The 13,779-nt window shown below is 70.2% G+C and carries 18 protein-coding genes; 14 read left to right on the forward strand and 4 right to left on the reverse strand.

What is annotated here, in order from left to right:
* A partial coding sequence (locus tag HY68_RS20515) for an amidohydrolase (protein ID WP_041990948.1) occupies positions 1–973 on the forward strand: 973 nt, incomplete at its 5' end.
* On the opposite strand, the gene HY68_RS20520 is transcribed toward HY68_RS20515, so the two are convergent.
* Genes HY68_RS20520 through HY68_RS20530 form a run of 3 tightly spaced genes read right to left on the reverse strand, consistent with a single transcriptional unit; the run spans position 959 to position 3,783 of the window.
* Positions 959–1,951, reverse strand: a complete 993-nt coding sequence (locus HY68_RS20520) for a COX15/CtaA family protein (protein ID WP_198533424.1) — start codon at positions 1,949–1,951, stop codon at positions 959–961. The two genes, HY68_RS20515 and HY68_RS20520, sit on opposite strands and share 15 nt — an antisense overlap.
* A 60-nt stretch (positions 1,952–2,011) precedes the next feature.
* Positions 2,012–2,803 (reverse strand): ABC transporter permease, encoded by a 792-nt coding sequence (locus HY68_RS20525; RefSeq protein ID WP_041990952.1) that lies wholly within the window; start codon positions 2,801–2,803, stop codon positions 2,012–2,014.
* Positions 2,803–3,783, reverse strand: a complete 981-nt coding sequence (locus tag HY68_RS20530) for an ABC transporter ATP-binding protein (RefSeq protein WP_041990954.1) — start codon at positions 3,781–3,783, stop codon at positions 2,803–2,805. Before HY68_RS20530 ends, HY68_RS20525 begins: the two co-directional genes overlap by 1 nt.
* Positions 3,784–3,993: 210 nt before the next feature.
* Here HY68_RS20530 and HY68_RS20535 point away from each other — a divergent pair, with 210 nt between their 5' ends.
* From HY68_RS20535 to HY68_RS20575, 9 genes are all read left to right on the forward strand, one after another.
* Positions 3,994–4,737 carry an ArsR family transcriptional regulator gene (locus HY68_RS20535; RefSeq protein WP_041990956.1) on the forward strand — a complete coding sequence of 248 codons (744 nt, stop codon included), beginning with the start codon at positions 3,994–3,996 and terminating at the stop codon, positions 4,735–4,737.
* Positions 4,734–6,155 (forward strand): Fe-S cluster assembly protein SufB, encoded by a 1,422-nt coding sequence (sufB, locus tag HY68_RS20540; protein WP_041990958.1) that lies wholly within the window; start codon positions 4,734–4,736, stop codon positions 6,153–6,155. The genes HY68_RS20535 and sufB overlap by 4 nt, the downstream gene beginning before the upstream one ends.
* A 93-nt stretch (positions 6,156–6,248) precedes the next feature.
* A complete protein-coding gene (sufD, locus tag HY68_RS20545) occupies positions 6,249–7,430 on the forward strand; it encodes a Fe-S cluster assembly protein SufD (RefSeq protein ID WP_041990960.1) in 1,182 nt (393 codons plus the stop codon).
* Positions 7,430–7,747, forward strand: a complete 318-nt coding sequence (locus tag HY68_RS20550) for a bifunctional 3-phenylpropionate/cinnamic acid dioxygenase ferredoxin subunit (RefSeq protein ID WP_041990963.1) — start codon at positions 7,430–7,432, stop codon at positions 7,745–7,747. The genes sufD and HY68_RS20550 overlap by 1 nt, the downstream gene beginning before the upstream one ends.
* A gap of 7 nt (positions 7,748–7,754) precedes the next feature.
* Positions 7,755–8,519, forward strand: coding sequence for a Fe-S cluster assembly ATPase SufC (gene sufC / locus HY68_RS20555; RefSeq protein WP_041990965.1), 765 nt, complete (start codon positions 7,755–7,757; stop codon positions 8,517–8,519).
* A gap of 14 nt (positions 8,520–8,533) precedes the next feature.
* Positions 8,534–9,790, forward strand: a complete 1,257-nt coding sequence (locus HY68_RS20560; RefSeq protein ID WP_107070201.1) for a cysteine desulfurase — start codon at positions 8,534–8,536, stop codon at positions 9,788–9,790.
* A 26-nt stretch (positions 9,791–9,816) separates the two neighbouring features.
* Positions 9,817–10,287: a Fe-S cluster assembly sulfur transfer protein SufU gene (gene sufU / locus HY68_RS20565; protein WP_041990969.1), complete on the forward strand. Its 471-nt coding sequence runs from the start codon at positions 9,817–9,819 to the stop codon at positions 10,285–10,287.
* Positions 10,284–10,622 (forward strand): metal-sulfur cluster assembly factor, encoded by a 339-nt coding sequence (locus HY68_RS20570; protein ID WP_041990971.1) that lies wholly within the window; start codon positions 10,284–10,286, stop codon positions 10,620–10,622. Before sufU ends, HY68_RS20570 begins: the two co-directional genes overlap by 4 nt.
* A 168-nt stretch (positions 10,623–10,790) precedes the next feature.
* Positions 10,791–11,156 carry a VOC family protein gene (locus tag HY68_RS20575; protein WP_041990973.1) on the forward strand — a complete coding sequence of 122 codons (366 nt, stop codon included), beginning with the start codon at positions 10,791–10,793 and terminating at the stop codon, positions 11,154–11,156.
* Here HY68_RS20575 and HY68_RS20580 read toward each other — a convergent pair.
* Positions 11,142–11,684: a VOC family protein gene (locus HY68_RS20580; RefSeq protein WP_041990974.1), complete on the reverse strand. Its 543-nt coding sequence runs from the start codon at positions 11,682–11,684 to the stop codon at positions 11,142–11,144. The two genes, HY68_RS20575 and HY68_RS20580, sit on opposite strands and share 15 nt — an antisense overlap.
* Positions 11,685–11,821: 137 nt before the next feature.
* On the opposite strand from HY68_RS20580, the gene HY68_RS20585 reads away from it, so the two are divergent.
* The 4 genes from HY68_RS20585 (at position 11,822) to HY68_RS20600 (ending at position 13,660) form a co-directional block, all read left to right on the forward strand.
* Positions 11,822–12,145, forward strand: coding sequence for a multidrug efflux SMR transporter (locus HY68_RS20585; protein WP_041996696.1), 324 nt, complete (start codon positions 11,822–11,824; stop codon positions 12,143–12,145).
* On the forward strand, positions 12,142–12,678 hold the full coding sequence (locus HY68_RS20590; RefSeq protein WP_041990976.1) for a TetR family transcriptional regulator: 537 nt from the start codon (positions 12,142–12,144) through the stop codon (positions 12,676–12,678). The genes HY68_RS20585 and HY68_RS20590 overlap by 4 nt, the downstream gene beginning before the upstream one ends.
* Before the next feature lie 78 nt (positions 12,679–12,756).
* Complete coding sequence (locus HY68_RS20595) at positions 12,757–12,981, forward strand: hypothetical protein (RefSeq protein ID WP_041990978.1); 225 nt, start codon at positions 12,757–12,759, stop codon at positions 12,979–12,981.
* 85 nt (positions 12,982–13,066) lie between these two features.
* A complete protein-coding gene (locus HY68_RS20600) occupies positions 13,067–13,660 on the forward strand; it encodes an RNA polymerase sigma factor (RefSeq protein ID WP_041996699.1) in 594 nt (197 codons plus the stop codon).
* Positions 13,661–13,779: the final 119 nt, after the last annotated feature.

Genomic DNA, 13,779 nt, shown 5'->3' on the forward strand with positions numbered 1-13,779 from the left:
CGCCGTACGGCGCTGGTGCCCACCGCTCCTCGGCCTTGAGCCGCACTGCGCGCCGGCCCGCTATCTGGCCCGCCGCCGGGAGCTGGGCGCCGCCGAGGCGGGCAGGCTGCTGCTGCGCGGGACGGGGATCTCCACCTATCTCGTGGACACCGGGCTGCCCGGTGATCTGACCGGGCCCGCCGAGATGGCCGTGGCGGGCGGCGCCGACGCCCGGGAGATCGTCCGGCTCGAACCGCTGGCCCAGCAGATCGCCGACACCTCGGGGTCCGTCGATGCGCTGCTCGCCAACCTCGCCGAGGCCGTGCACGCCGCAGCCGCTTCGGCAGTCGCCTTCATCTCCGTCACCGGCCTCGGCCACGGCGGCGCCCTGGCCCCGCAGCCGCCGGGGCCAGGCGAGGTCAGAGGCGCGGCGGGCCGCTGGCTCGCCGCGCGCTCGGCGGGTGACGCGGTCACCGACCCCGTACTGCTGCGGCATCTGCTGTGGACGGCCGTCGCGTCAGGACTGCCGCTGCAACTGCGCGTCGGCTCCTGCGAGCCGGTCCTGCTCCGGGACTTCGCCGAGGCGACGGAGGGGCTCGGCACCGATCTGGTGCTGCTCGGCGCGTATCCGCACCACCGTCAGGCGGCGCAGCTGACCGGGGTCTTCCCGCACGTGTACGCGGATCTGGGCCCCGTACTCGCGCACACCGGAGCGGGCGCCGCGGCCGTGCTCGCGGAGGTCCTGGAACTCGCGCCGTTCGGGAAGCTGCTGTTCTCCAGCGGCGCGCGCGGGCTGCCCGAACTGCACGTCGTCGGGGCCCGGGTGTTCAGGGAAGCCCTCGCGCGGGTGCTGGGCGGCTGGGTCGCCGACGGCGCGTGGGCGATCGGCGACGCGCAGCGTGTCGCCGAGATGATCGCGTCGGGCAACGCCCGCCGGGTCTACCAGCTGCCGGACGCGGGACAGCCGGGCGGCGGTCCCTCAGACGGCGGGTGACAGCGCGGCGTCCGCCTGCGCGGGGATCTCGGCCGTGGTCACCGGGCGCTCGCGCAGACACATCCGCATCCGCAGCGTGCCGATCCACACCAGGGCCAGGCCGAACATATGCACGCCGACCAGGACTTCGGGCAGATCGGTCAGATACTGCACGTACCCGATGACCCCCTGGGCGAGCAGCACCAGCACCAGGTTGCGGGCGATCTTGCGGGTGTCGAGCGGGGCGTCGACGACCCGCAGCCCTACCCACATCGCGGCGGCCAGCGCCACGACCACGAACGCCAGCACCTCGTGCAGATGGACCGTGGCCACCCAGTCGAAGGGCATCCGCGGCACATCGCTGCTGTCGCCCGCGTGCGGTCCCGTGCCCGTCACGATCGTGCCCGCCGCCATCAGGAGCGCGGTGGCGACCAGCAGCACCGAGCAGAGCCGGAACAGCGGGCGCGGCACGCGCGGCCGCGGTGCGCCGTCGCCCTCACGGGTGCGCAGCCAGGTCAGCGTCGCGACGGTCAACAGTCCGAGGGCGGCGAGGAGATGGCCCGCCACGGTCCACGGGTTGAGGCCTGCCAGGACGGTGATGCCGCCGAGCACGGCGTTGCTCATCACCAGCCAGAACTGCGACCAGGCGAGCCGGGTGAGCGGGCGCCGCCGGGGCTTGGCCGCCCGCGCGGCGATGATCGCCCAGCCGACGGCCGCCGACAGGACGTACGTCAGCATCCGGTTGCTGAACTCGATCGCGCCGTGGATCCCCTGCTCGGGCGTGGCGACCAGGCTGTTGTCCGTGCACTTGGGCCAGGTGTCGCAGCCGAGTCCCGAGCTGGTCAGCCGGACGGCGCCGCCGGTGACGATGATGGCCACCGACATCAGTACGGCGGCGAGCGCGGCGCGCTGGAGCGTACGGGGCGAAGGCGTCCACCGCTGGGCGATATAGGCGAGGGGGGTCAACACGGCAACTATCGTAGGCGCGAGCTTGTGCAGCTTTTCACGAGGGGTCCCCGGGCCACCGTCACCCGCTCACTCCCGGCCGTCCGTGCCCGCTCACTCCCAGCGGAAGAACGTGGCAGCGGCGCCGAGTCCCACGGCGGCCCACACGGCGAGGATCCCGAGGTCGCCCCACGGCATCGCAGCCCCGTGCTGCAGGACGTCCCGCAGCCCGTCGGAGAGCGCGGAGATCGGCAGCAGGTCCAGCACCGCCCGCGCCCCCTCGGGAAACTTGTCCAGCGGCACGATCACCCCGCCGCCCACCAGGAGCAGCAGGAAGACCAGGTTCGCCGCGGCCAGCGTCGCCTCGGCCCTGAGCGTGCCCGCCATCAGCAGACCGAGCCCGGAGAACGTGGCGGTGCCGAGGACGAGCAGCAGCAGGACGGCGAGCGGATTGCCGTGCGGCGACCAGCCGAGCAGCAGCGCGATGACCGCGAGCAGCACCACCTGAAGCACCTCGGTGACCAGGACGGCGAGCGTCTTCGCCGTCATCAGGCCCCACCGGGGGAGCGGCGAGACGGCGAGCCGCTTCAGCACCCCGTAACGGCGCTCGAAACCGGTGGCGATGGCCTGCCCGGTGAACGCCGTGGACAGCACGGCGAGCGCGAGGATGCCGGGCGCCAGGAAGTCCACCGACTTCGCCGCGCCGGTGTCGATGATGTCGACCGTCGAGAAGAGGACCAGCAGCAGCGAAGGGATGATCACGGTCAGCAGCAGCTGCTCGCCGTTGCGCAGCAGCAGCTTCGTCTCGAAGAGCGTCTGCGCGCCGATCATGCGGCCGAGCGGGGCCGCGCCGGGCGCGGGGGCGTACGTTCCCGTACCGCCCGCCGTGGTGGTACCCGTGCTCATCAGCGCAGCTCCTTGCCGGTCAGTTCGAGGAAGACGTCCTCCAGCGTGTGCCGCTCGACGGAGATCCCGGCGGCCATCACCCCGTGCTGCGCGCACCAGGAGGTGACCGTGGCCAGCAGCTGCGGATCGATCGTGCCGCTGATCCGGTAGACGCCGGAGCTGAGCTCGTCGGCGGCCGAGCCGTCGGGCAGCGCCTTCAGCAGCGAGCCGAGGTCCAGCCCGGGGCGGCCGGTGAAGCGCAGGGTGTTCTCGGCGCCGCCGCGGCACAGCGTCTCGGGGCTGCCCTGGGCGACGGCCCGGCCCGCGTCGATGATCACGACGTCGTCGGCCAGCTGCTCGGCCTCGTCCATGAAGTGCGTGGTCAGTACGACACCGACGCCGTCGGCCCGCAGCTCGCGCACCAGCTCCCAGGTGGCGCGCCGGGCCTGCGGGTCGAGTCCCGCCGTCGGCTCGTCGAGGAAGACCAGTTCGGGGCGGCCGACGACGGCGAGCGCCAGCGCGAGCCGCTGCTGCTGGCCGCCGGAGAGCCTGCGGTACGTCGTACGGCCGCAGCTGTCGAGGCCCAGCCGCTCGATGAGGGCGTCCACGTCCAGCGGACGGGCGTGCAGTCGCGCCATGTGGCGGAGCATTTCCTCGGCGCGGGCTCCCGAGTACACGCCGCCGGACTGGAGCATCACGCCGATACGCGGCCGCAGGGCCGCCGCTTCCGTCACCGGGTCGAGGCCCAGCACCCGTACCGTGCCCGCGTCGGGTCTGCGGTAGCCCTCGCAGGTCTCGACCGTGGTCGTCTTGCCGGCCCCGTTGGGACCGAGGACGGCGGTGACGGTGCCGGCCCGTACCAGCAGGTCCAGGCCGTTCACCGCCGTCTTGTCGCCGTACCGTTTGACCAGTCCGCGAACCTCGACGACGGGGTCTCCGGAGGCCCGGCCCGCGGCTGAACCGCTGTCGGGCAGTGAGCCACCCGGGTTGACGCTGCGCATGCCGGGAAGTCTAGGCAGCCTTTCGGGGGGCGGGACCCGCGGGGCCGAAAGCCGCTTCAACCGGGCGCCGGAGCGGCTCCGGGCGGGCGGCAAAGCCGCTCCCACCGGGCAGTACGGGTGCGAATTAGGTAACCCTAAGTGATACAGCGCACCTCACGTCGGGCCGGGTCGCGGTTGTCAGGGCCGAGGGAATTACGCAACAATGGCGTTGTGAAATACGTTGGCGAGGCTCCCCAGGAGGAACTCGCGACCGGTGAGCACTCCACTCGCAACCGTGTCGCGCGCTCCATCCTGGACCACGGCCCGTCCACCGTCTCCGATCTGGCGGGGCGCCTCGGGCTCACCCAGGCGGCCGTCCGCCGTCATCTCGACGCGCTCGCGGCCGACAACGTCGTGGAACCGCGCGAACAGCGCGTCTACGGCTCGCGCGGCCGCGGCAGGCCGGCCAAGGCGTTCGCCCTGACCGACTGCGGCAGGGACGCCTTCGACCAGTCGTACGACAAGCTGGCAGCCGAGGCGCTGCACTGGATCGCGCAGGCGGCCGGCGGCGGGGAACAGGGCGAGGCGGCCGTGGCCGCCTTCGCCCGTGCCCGGATCGCCGGCCAGGCCGAGGCGTACCGCGCGGCGGTCGAGGCCGCCGCGCCCGACCGGCGTACCGAGGCGCTCGCCAAGGCGCTGAGCACCGACGGGTACGCTGCCGCGGCGCGCTCCGCGCCGAACAGCCAGGGCGAGCAGCTCTGCCAGCACCACTGCCCGGTGGCCCATGTCGCCGAGAAGTTCCCGCAGCTCTGCGAGGCCGAGACGGAATTCTTTTCCGAGCTTCTCGGTACGCATGTGCAGCGACTGGCCACCATCGCCCACGGCGACGGGGTCTGCACGACCTTCATTCCCCGCTCCACCCCACAGACCACCGATCACGCAACTGAAAGCACAGCCGGGAGGAACCCCGCATGACGCTCCCCACAGAGACCGCCCATCCTGAGCTCGACGGTCTGGGTACGTACGAATTCGGCTGGGCCGACTCCGACGCCGCCGGCGCCGCCGCCAAGCGCGGACTCTCCGAAGCTGTCGTCCGCGACATCTCGCAGAAGAAGAACGAGCCGGAGTGGATGCTGAAGCTGCGGCTGAAGGGCCTCAAGCTCTTCGGCAAGAAGCCCATGCCGAACTGGGGCTCCGACCTGTCGGGCATCCACTTCGACAACATCAAGTACTTCGTGCGGTCCACCGAGAAGCAGGCCGAGTCCTGGGAGGACCTGCCGGAGGACATCAAGAACACGTACGACAAGCTCGGCATCCCCGAGGCGGAGAAGCAGCGCCTCGTGGCCGGCGTCGCCGCCCAGTACGAGTCCGAGGTCGTCTACCACCAGATCCGCGAGGACCTGGAGGAGCAGGGCGTCATCTTCAAGGACACCGACACGGCGCTGCGTGAGAACCCGGAGCTGTTCGAGGAGTACTTCGGCACGGTCATCCCGGTCGGCGACAACAAGTTCGCGTCGCTGAACTCGGCCGTGTGGTCCGGCGGCTCCTTCATCTACGTGCCGAAGGGTGTGCACGTCGACATCCCGCTCCAGGCCTACTTCCGTATCAACACGGAGAACATGGGCCAGTTCGAGCGGACGCTGATCATCGTCGACGAGGACGCCTACGTCCACTACGTCGAAGGCTGCACCGCCCCGATCTACTCCTCGGACTCGCTGCACAGCGCCGTGGTCGAGATCATCGTCAAGAAGGGCGGCCGCTGCCGCTACACGACCATCCAGAACTGGTCGAACAACGTCTACAACCTGGTCACCAAGCGCGCCGTGGCGTACGAGGGCGCGACCATGGAGTGGGTCGACGGCAACATCGGCTCCAAGGTCACCATGAAGTACCCGGCCGTCTACCTGATGGGCGAGCACGCCAAGGGTGAGACGCTGTCCATCGCCTTCGCGGGCGAGGGCCAGCACCAGGACGCCGGCGCCAAGATGGTCCACATGGCCCCGAACACCTCGTCGAACATCGTCTCCAAGTCGGTGGCGCGCGGTGGCGGCCGTACGTCCTACCGGGGACTGATCGAGATCGGCGAGGGCGCCGCGGGCTCCAAGTCCAACGTGCTCTGTGACGCGCTGCTGGTCGACACGATCTCCCGCTCCGACACGTACCCGTACGTGGACGTGCGCGAGGACGACGTGTCGATGGGCCACGAGGCGACCGTCTCCAAGGTCTCCGAGGACCAGCTCTTCTACCTGATGAGCCGGGGCATGACGGAGTTCGAGGCGATGGCGATGATCGTGCGCGGCTTCGTCGAGCCGATCGCCAAGGAGCTGCCCATGGAGTACGCCCTGGAGCTCAACCGGCTGATCGAGCTGCAGATGGAAGGCTCGGTCGGCTGACCTCAGCCACCGCCCCCGCGCCACCCGCCCCCGTGCCCGCGGCGCCAACCGATTCCCTTTCCCCAGAGGCAGAGAGAGAGCACGACGACAGCCATGGCTGAGGCTCAGAACATTCCGGCGGGTTCCACCACTGCCGGTTCGATCGCGGTGGCCGCCGAGTCGACCGTCGCCACGCGCACGAGCGCGCCCCCCTCCTACGACGTGGCGGACTTCCCCGTCCCGCACGGCCGTGAGGAGGAGTGGCGGTTCACGCCGCTGGAGCGGCTGCGCGGGCTGCACGACGGCACGGCGGACGCGACAGGCTCGGCCCTCACGGTCGAGGTGACGGCCCCCGAAGGCGTCGTCGTGGAGACCGTGGGCCGCGACGACCCGCGGGTCGGCAAGGCCGGCACCCCGGCGGACCGGGTGGCCGCGCAGGCGTTCTCCTCGTTCGAGAAGGCGTCGGTCGTCTCCGTACCGAAGGAGACCGTGCTGACCGAGCCGGTCAGGATCGCCGTGCACGGCGCCGGCGGGGTCGGCTACGCCCACCAGATCGTGGAGCTCGGCGCCTTCGCCGAGGCGGTCGTGGTCATCGACCACACCGGCGACGCCACGCTCGCCGGCAACGTCGAGTACCTCGTGGGCGACGGCGCCAAGCTGACCGTCGTCTCCGTCCAGGACTGGGACGACAAGGCCGTCCACGTCGCCCAGCACAACGCGCTGGTCGGCAGGGACGCCTCGTTCAAGTCGATCATCGTCACCTTCGGCGGCGACCTGGTACGGCTCCACCCGCGCGTCCAGTACGCGGGACCCGGCGGCGAGGCCGAGCTGTTCGGCCTGTACTTCACCGACAAGGGCCAGCACCAGGAACACCGGCTGTTCGTCGACCACAACGCCCCGCACTGCAAGTCGAACGTGGCCTACAAGGGCGCGCTCCAGGGCGCGGACGCGCACGCCGTATGGATCGGTGACGTCCTCATCCGGGCCTCGGCCGAGGGCACCGACACCTACGAGATGAACCGCAACCTCGTCCTCACGGACGGCGCGCGGGTCGACTCCGTGCCGAACCTGGAGATCGAGACCGGCGAGATCGCCGGCGCCGGACACGCGTCGGCGACCGGCCGGTTCGACGACGAGCAGCTCTTCTACCTGATGGCGCGCGGCATCCCGGAGACCGAGGCGCGCCGCCTGGTCGTGCGCGGCTTCTTCGCCGAGCTGGTCCAGCACATCGGCCTTCCCGACGTCGAGGAGCGGCTGCTCGCGTCGATCGAGAAGGAGCTGGAGGCAACGGTCTGATGGCCTTTGTCCGTGTCTGCGGTCTGGGCGAGCTGGAAGAGGACACCCCGACCCGGGTGGAACTCGACGGCACGCCCGTCGCCGTCGTCCGTACCGAGGGCGAGGTGTTCGCGATCAACGACATCTGCTCGCACGCGAACGTGTCGCTCTCGGAGGGCGAGGTGGAGGACTGCATGATCGAGTGCTGGCTGCACGGCTCCAGCTTCGACCTGCGTACCGGAAAGCCGTCGAGCCTCCCCGCGACGCGCCCCGTCCCCGTATACCCCGTACAGATCCAAGGGGACGATGTGCTCGTCTCCGTCACCCAGGAGTCCTGAGTCACCCATGGCAACCCTTGAAATCAACGACCTGCACGTCACCGTCGACACGGAGAACGGCCCCCGCGAGATCCTCAAGGGCGTCGACCTGATCGTCAAGCAGGGCGAGACCCACGCCATCATGGGCCCCAACGGCTCGGGCAAGTCGACCCTCGCGTACTCCCTCGCCGGCCACCCCAAGTACACGATCACGGGTGGCGTCGTGACGCTGGACGGCGAGGACGTCCTGGCGATGACCGTGGACGAGCGGGCGCGCGCGGGGCTGTTCCTCGCGATGCAGTACCCCGTCGAGGTCCCCGGCGTCTCCGTCTCCAACTTCCTGCGCACCTCGGCGACCGCCGTACGCGGCGAGGCCCCCAAGCTGCGGACGTGGGTGAAGGAGGTCAGGGAAACCATGGAGCGCCTCCAGATGGACCCGTCCTTCGCCGAGCGCAATCTCAACGAGGGCTTCTCCGGCGGCGAGAAGAAGCGCCACGAGATCCTTCAGCTCGAACTGCTCAAGCCGAAGATCGCGATCCTCGACGAGACCGACTCGGGCCTCGACGTGGACGCGCTGCGTGTCGTCTCCGAGGGCGTCAACCGCGTCCGCGAGAGCGGCGAGGTCGGCACCCTGCTGATCACGCACTACACGCGGATCCTGCGCTACATCAAGCCCGACTTCGTCCATGTCTTCGCGCAGGGCCGCATCGCCGAGTCCGGCGGCGCCGAGCTGGCCGACAAGCTGGAGAACGAGGGCTACGAGGCGTACGCGAAGGGAGGCGTCAGCGCGTGACACAACTTCCGGATCTGCTCTCAGTGCGGGACCGCCTGCTCGACGAGGCGATCCGCAAGGACTTCCCGATCCTCGACCGGGTGATCCACGACGACAAGAAGCTCGTCTACCTGGACTCCGCGGCCACCTCGCAGAAGCCGCGTCAGGTGCTCGACGCCCTGAGCAACTACTACGAGCAGCACAACGCGAACGTCCACCGCGGGGTGTACACCATCGCCGAAGAGGCGACGGCGCTCTACGAGGGCGCCCGCGACAAGGTCGCGGCCTTCATCAACGCGCCCAGCCGCGACGAGGTGATCTTCACCAAGAACGCCTCGGAGTCGCTGAACCTGGTCGCCAACATGCTGGGCTGGGCCGACGAGCCGTACCGCGTGGACGACTCGACCGAGATCGTCATCACGGAGATGGAGCACCACTCCAACATCGTGCCGTGGCAGCTGCTCGCGCAGCGCACGGGCGCGAAGCTGAAGTGGTTCGGCATCACCGACGACGGCCGGCTCGACCTGTCGAACATCGACGAGATCATCACGGAGAAGACGAAGATCGTCTCCTTCGTCCTGGTCTCCAACATCCTGGGCACCCAGAACCCGGTCGAGGCGATCGTCCGCCGCGCGCAGCAGGTCGGCGCGCTGGTCTGCATCGACGCCTCGCAGGCCGCCCCGCACCAGCTGCTGGACGTCCAGGCGCTCCAGGCCGACTTCGTGGCGTTCACCGGGCACAAGATGACCGGGCCCACCGGCATCGGCGTGCTCTGGGGCCGCCAGGAGCTGCTCGACGACCTGCCGCCGTTCCTCGGCGGCGGCGAGATGATCGAGACCGTGACGATGAACTCGTCCACGTACGCCCCCGCGCCGCACAAGTTCGAGGCGGGTACGCCCCCGATCGCCCAGGCCGTCGGCCTCGGCGCGGCCGTGGACTACCTCTCGGCGATCGGCATGGACAAGATCGCGGCGCACGAACACGCGATCACCGAGTACGCGCTGGAGCGGCTGCGGGACATCCCGGGACTGCGGATCATCGGCCCGACGACGGCCGAGGACCGGGGCGCCACGATCTCGTTCACGCTGGGTGACATCCACCCGCACGACGTGGGCCAGGTCTTGGACGAACAGGGCATCGCGGTCCGGGTCGGCCACCACTGCGCGCGGCCGGTCTGCCTGCGGTACGGAATTCCTGCGACCACGCGAGCGTCGTTCTATCTGTACTCGACACAGAGCGAGGTCGACGCGCTGGTCGACGGTCTTGAGCACGTCCGCAACTTCTTCGGATGAGACCTCGTCGGACAAAGGACTGACACGTGAAGCTGGATTCGATGTACCAGGACGTCATCCTGGACCACTACAAGCACCCCCACGGGCGCGGTCTGCGGGACGGCGACGCCGAGGTGCACCACGTCAACCCCACCTGTGGTGACGAGATCACGCTGCGCGTGCGGTACGACGGGTCGCGGATCGAGGACGTCTCGTACGAGGGCCAGGGCTGCTCGATCAGCCAGGCCAGCGCGTCCGTACTGAACGACCTGCTGGTCGGCAAGGACCTGGCGGAGGCGCAGAAGATCCAGGGCGCCTTCCTGGAGCTGATGCAGTCCAAGGGACAGCTGGAGCCGGACGACGCGATGGAGGAGCTGCTGGAGGACGCGGTGGCGTTCTCCGGCGTCTCGAAGTACCCCGCACGCGTCAAGTGCGCCCTGCTGAGCTGGATGGCGTGGAAGGACGCGACGGCCCAGGCACTGGGCGACACCGACACGGCGCACAAGGAGACCGCATGAGCGAGAACGAGACCCTGACCATGAAGCCGGCCTCGGAGGACGAGGTCCGCGAGGCGCTGTACGACGTGGTCGACCCCGAACTGGGCATCGACGTCGTCAACCTGGGCCTGATCTACGGCATCCACATCGACGAGTCCAACATCGCCACCCTGGACATGACACTGACGTCGGCGGCCTGCCCGCTGACGGACGTGATCGAGGAACAGGCCCAGACGGCGACGGAGGGCATCGTCAACGAACTCAAGATCAACTGGGTCTGGATGCCCCCGTGGGGCCCGGACAAAATCACGGACGACGGCCGCGAACAACTCCGCGCGCTAGGCTTCAACGTCTGACGCCACCCCCGCCCGTGCCAAAGGCGCGACGCACCCCACACGGGGCGCGCCGCGCCTTTCCGCGTCACCGAACGCACCGGGCGACGGCAACCCCCGTACGCGAGGAAGGCTGACCGCGAGCCGGCCTTCCGGTGGTCGCCGTTCTGTGCTGCGGGCAGACTGTCGCGTATGGGTGTCTCCTTCTACCAGCTCGTGATCGACGCGCACGATCTGCCCTCGCTCGCCCGCTTCTGGGTCGGGGTGCTGGACTGGCAGGTGGTGTTCGAGGCCGATGACGAGATCGTCATCGGTGCGGACGCTGCCGCGCTGCCCGGGATCTGCTTCGTGCCGGTGGGTGAGCGCAAGGCCGTCAAGAACCGGCTGCATATCGATCTGTCGCCCGACGACCAGGCCGCCGAGGTCGCGCGGATCATCGCGCTCGGTGCGCGGCGGGCCGATGTCGGGCAGGGGGAATCGGCGACCTGGGTCGTCCTCGAAGATCCTGAGGGAAATGAGTTCTGCGTGCTGAGTCCGAAGAGCTCACTGGTCAACTGACCGGGGCCTGACCGGGGCGCTGCTCCGTCCTTCGTGTTCGCCGCTGAGTTCGGCGTCGAGGGTTTCCTGGGCCACCCGCATCGTCTCGGCGTACGCCGGGTCCTGGAGGCGCTGCCACATCTCGTCCTCCGAGACGTCCTCGACGTGGCTGACCACCCACCAGATGTTGCCGAACGGGTCCTTGATACGCCCGCCGCGCCGGCCGAAGGCGTCGTCGGCCAGGGCCGTGACCACCTGGCCGCCCGCGGCGACGGCTCGGGTGAACGTCTCGTCCGCGTCGGCCACGAAGACCCGCAGCAGGCTCGGGGTGCGGGGCCAGGTCGGGTGGCGGTCGAAGGCCAGGACGACGGTGTCGCCGACGCGGATCTCGGCGTGGCCGATCAGGCCGTCCTCGGTCGGCACCCGGCCGAGCTCTTCGCCGCCGAACGCCTGGCTGACGAAGTCGAGGAAGGCTCCCGTGTCGTCGGTGACGACCCAGGGCGCGACGGTGGTGTAGCCGGTCGGCGCGGCGCTGGTCTGCTCGGGCATCGCGGTCGCGGTCCTTTCGCTGGTGTCGGTCGGTCGGCAGGCAGCGACGGTAGGCGTCAACTAGGCCAGTTCCTGGCCTGAGGCCGCCGGGACAGTGGTGTGTACGGGTGTACACAGCGATGCGTACACTCGTACACATGGGATACGGACTGCTCGCCGCCGCCATCGCCGCCGAGGTGGCCGGGACGACCGCGATGAAGTACAGCGACGGGTTCACCCGGCTCTGGCCCTCGCTGATCACGCTCGCCGGGTACGTGCTGGCGTTCACCCTGCTCGCGCAGACCCTCAAGACGCTGTCCGTCGGCACCGCCTACGCGATCTGGGCCGGGTCAGGGACCGCGGTGATCGCGCTCATCGGGATGATCTTCCTCAACGAGTCGACCAGCCTCGTCAAGATCGCGGGGATCGTGCTCGTGATCGTCGGGGTCGTCGTGCTCAACCTCGGCGGGTCGCACTCATGACCCGGCGTCATGACCCCGACCGTCGGCAGCGGATCATCGATGCGGCGATTCGTGTCGTCGGGCGCAGCGGGATCGCCGGGCTCAGCCACCGGACCGTCGCCGCCGAGGCCGACGTACCGCTCGGCTCCACCACGTACCACTTCGCCTCCCTCGACGAACTGCTCGTCGCCGCGCTGCGCCAGGCCAACGAGGGGCTCGCCGCCGAGATACGGGGGAGTGACGCTCTTGCCGGGCCCGAGGGTGACCTCGCGGGCCAGCTGGCCCGGCTGATCGGGCGGTGGCTGGGCCGCGACCGTACCGGCGTGGAGCTGGAGTACGAGCTGTATCTCGCCGCCCTGCGCAACCCCGCGCTGCGGCCCGTCGCCGCCGAGTGGACCGACGGGGTCTCCGAGATCCTGGCCCGGCGCACCGACCCCGCGACAGCGCGGGCCCTGGTCGCCCTGCTCGACGGCATCTGCCTCCAGGTGCTGCTCACCGACAGCGCGTACGACGAGGACTACGCGCGCGCCATGCTCGGCCGGTTGATTCCGTAGGGATCGGCCGGGGACGGCTCGCGCCCCCGGCGGTAGGTTTGGGCCGTGAGCATGCCATCCCCGGACTCCGTCGACCCGATGGACGCCATAGGCCCCGTCGATACCGTCAATACCGCCGACCCCGAGATCACCTACGCCGAGTGCCGGCAGTGCGGCACGCTCATCGCCGGGCTCGACGGCCGCTACAGCTGCGGGGTCTGCGGCTGGGTCAACCACCACTCCGAGGGGCACCGGGCGCTGCCGCGCGCCGAGGACGACGTCGACCACGCCGACGGCAGGGGCGCGGGCAACCGGCTGGGCTGAGGCGCGCCGCCGCTGCGTGAACCCACTTCGCCTCATCGGGGAACAGCGGGTGAAGGCGTCACCCCGCAGCGACCACGGAGGCACCGTGACCGGACCACCCGATGACGACGCGGCGATCATCAGCCAGTCCGTCGAGCAGCCCGAACTGTTCGGGATCGTCTACGACCGGTACGCCGCCGACATCCACCGGTACGCGATGCGCCGCCTCGGCGACAGTCACGCCGACGACCTGACCGCCGAGACCTTCCTCGTCGCCTTCCGGGCCAGGCAGCGCTACGACACGGCCCGGCGCAGCGCCCGGCCCTGGCTGTACGGGATAGCCGCCCACCTCATCGGCAAGCACCGCCGCGGCGAGGTGCGCGCGCTGCGGGCGCTGGCCCGTACGGGAGTTGACCCCGTCGTCGAGTCCTGGGCCGACAGCGCCGACAGCCGGGTGACCGCGCAGTCGGCGCAGGCGTCGCTCGCGGGCGCGCTGGCCGGGCTGTCGCCCGGCGACAGACACGTGCTGCTGCTGATCGCCTGGGCGGATCTCAGCTACCAGGAGATCGCCGACGCGCTCTCCATCCCGCTCGGCACCGTCCGGTCCCGCCTCAACCGGGCCCGCCGCAAGGTCCGTACGGCGCTCGGCGACAACCCCCTGCCCTTGAACGACGCCGTGGAGGCGATCCGACATGGATGATCTGACCGCCGTACGAGAGTTCCGGTCCGGGGCGCCGGAGGCGGACCGCTCGCGGCTCGCCCCCGGACGCCGGCGGCTGCTCGACGCAGCGCACCAGGGGCGGCGCGGCTACTCGCCGC

Origin of the sequence: Streptomyces sp. AcH 505, from assembly GCF_000818175.1 — a bacterium.
In the GTDB taxonomy this organism is placed as follows: Bacteria; Actinomycetota; Actinomycetes; order Streptomycetales; family Streptomycetaceae; genus Streptomyces.

Excerpts from the sequence above, each read along its gene's own strand:
- HY68_RS20525 (WP_041990952.1), bottom strand. The coding sequence starts at position 2,803 with ATGAGCACGGGTACCACCACGGCGGGCGGTACGGGAACGTACGCCCCC.
- HY68_RS20530 (WP_041990954.1), bottom strand. The coding sequence starts at position 3,783 with ATGCGCAGCGTCAACCCGGGTGGCTCACTGCCCGACAGCGGTTCAGCC.
- sufB (WP_041990958.1), top strand. The coding sequence starts at position 4,734 with ATGACGCTCCCCACAGAGACCGCCCATCCTGAGCTCGACGGTCTGGGT.
- sufD (WP_041990960.1), top strand. The coding sequence starts at position 6,249 with ATGGCTGAGGCTCAGAACATTCCGGCGGGTTCCACCACTGCCGGTTCG.
- HY68_RS20550 (WP_041990963.1), top strand. The coding sequence starts at position 7,430 with ATGGCCTTTGTCCGTGTCTGCGGTCTGGGCGAGCTGGAAGAGGACACC.
- sufC (WP_041990965.1), top strand. The coding sequence starts at position 7,755 with ATGGCAACCCTTGAAATCAACGACCTGCACGTCACCGTCGACACGGAG.
- HY68_RS20570 (WP_041990971.1), top strand. The coding sequence starts at position 10,284 with ATGAGCGAGAACGAGACCCTGACCATGAAGCCGGCCTCGGAGGACGAG.
- HY68_RS20575 (WP_041990973.1), top strand. The coding sequence starts at position 10,791 with ATGGGTGTCTCCTTCTACCAGCTCGTGATCGACGCGCACGATCTGCCC.
- HY68_RS20580 (WP_041990974.1), bottom strand. The coding sequence starts at position 11,684 with ATGCCCGAGCAGACCAGCGCCGCGCCGACCGGCTACACCACCGTCGCG.
- HY68_RS20585 (WP_041996696.1), top strand. The coding sequence starts at position 11,822 with ATGGGATACGGACTGCTCGCCGCCGCCATCGCCGCCGAGGTGGCCGGG.
- HY68_RS20590 (WP_041990976.1), top strand. The coding sequence starts at position 12,142 with ATGACCCGGCGTCATGACCCCGACCGTCGGCAGCGGATCATCGATGCG.
- HY68_RS20595 (WP_041990978.1), top strand. The coding sequence starts at position 12,757 with ATGGACGCCATAGGCCCCGTCGATACCGTCAATACCGCCGACCCCGAG.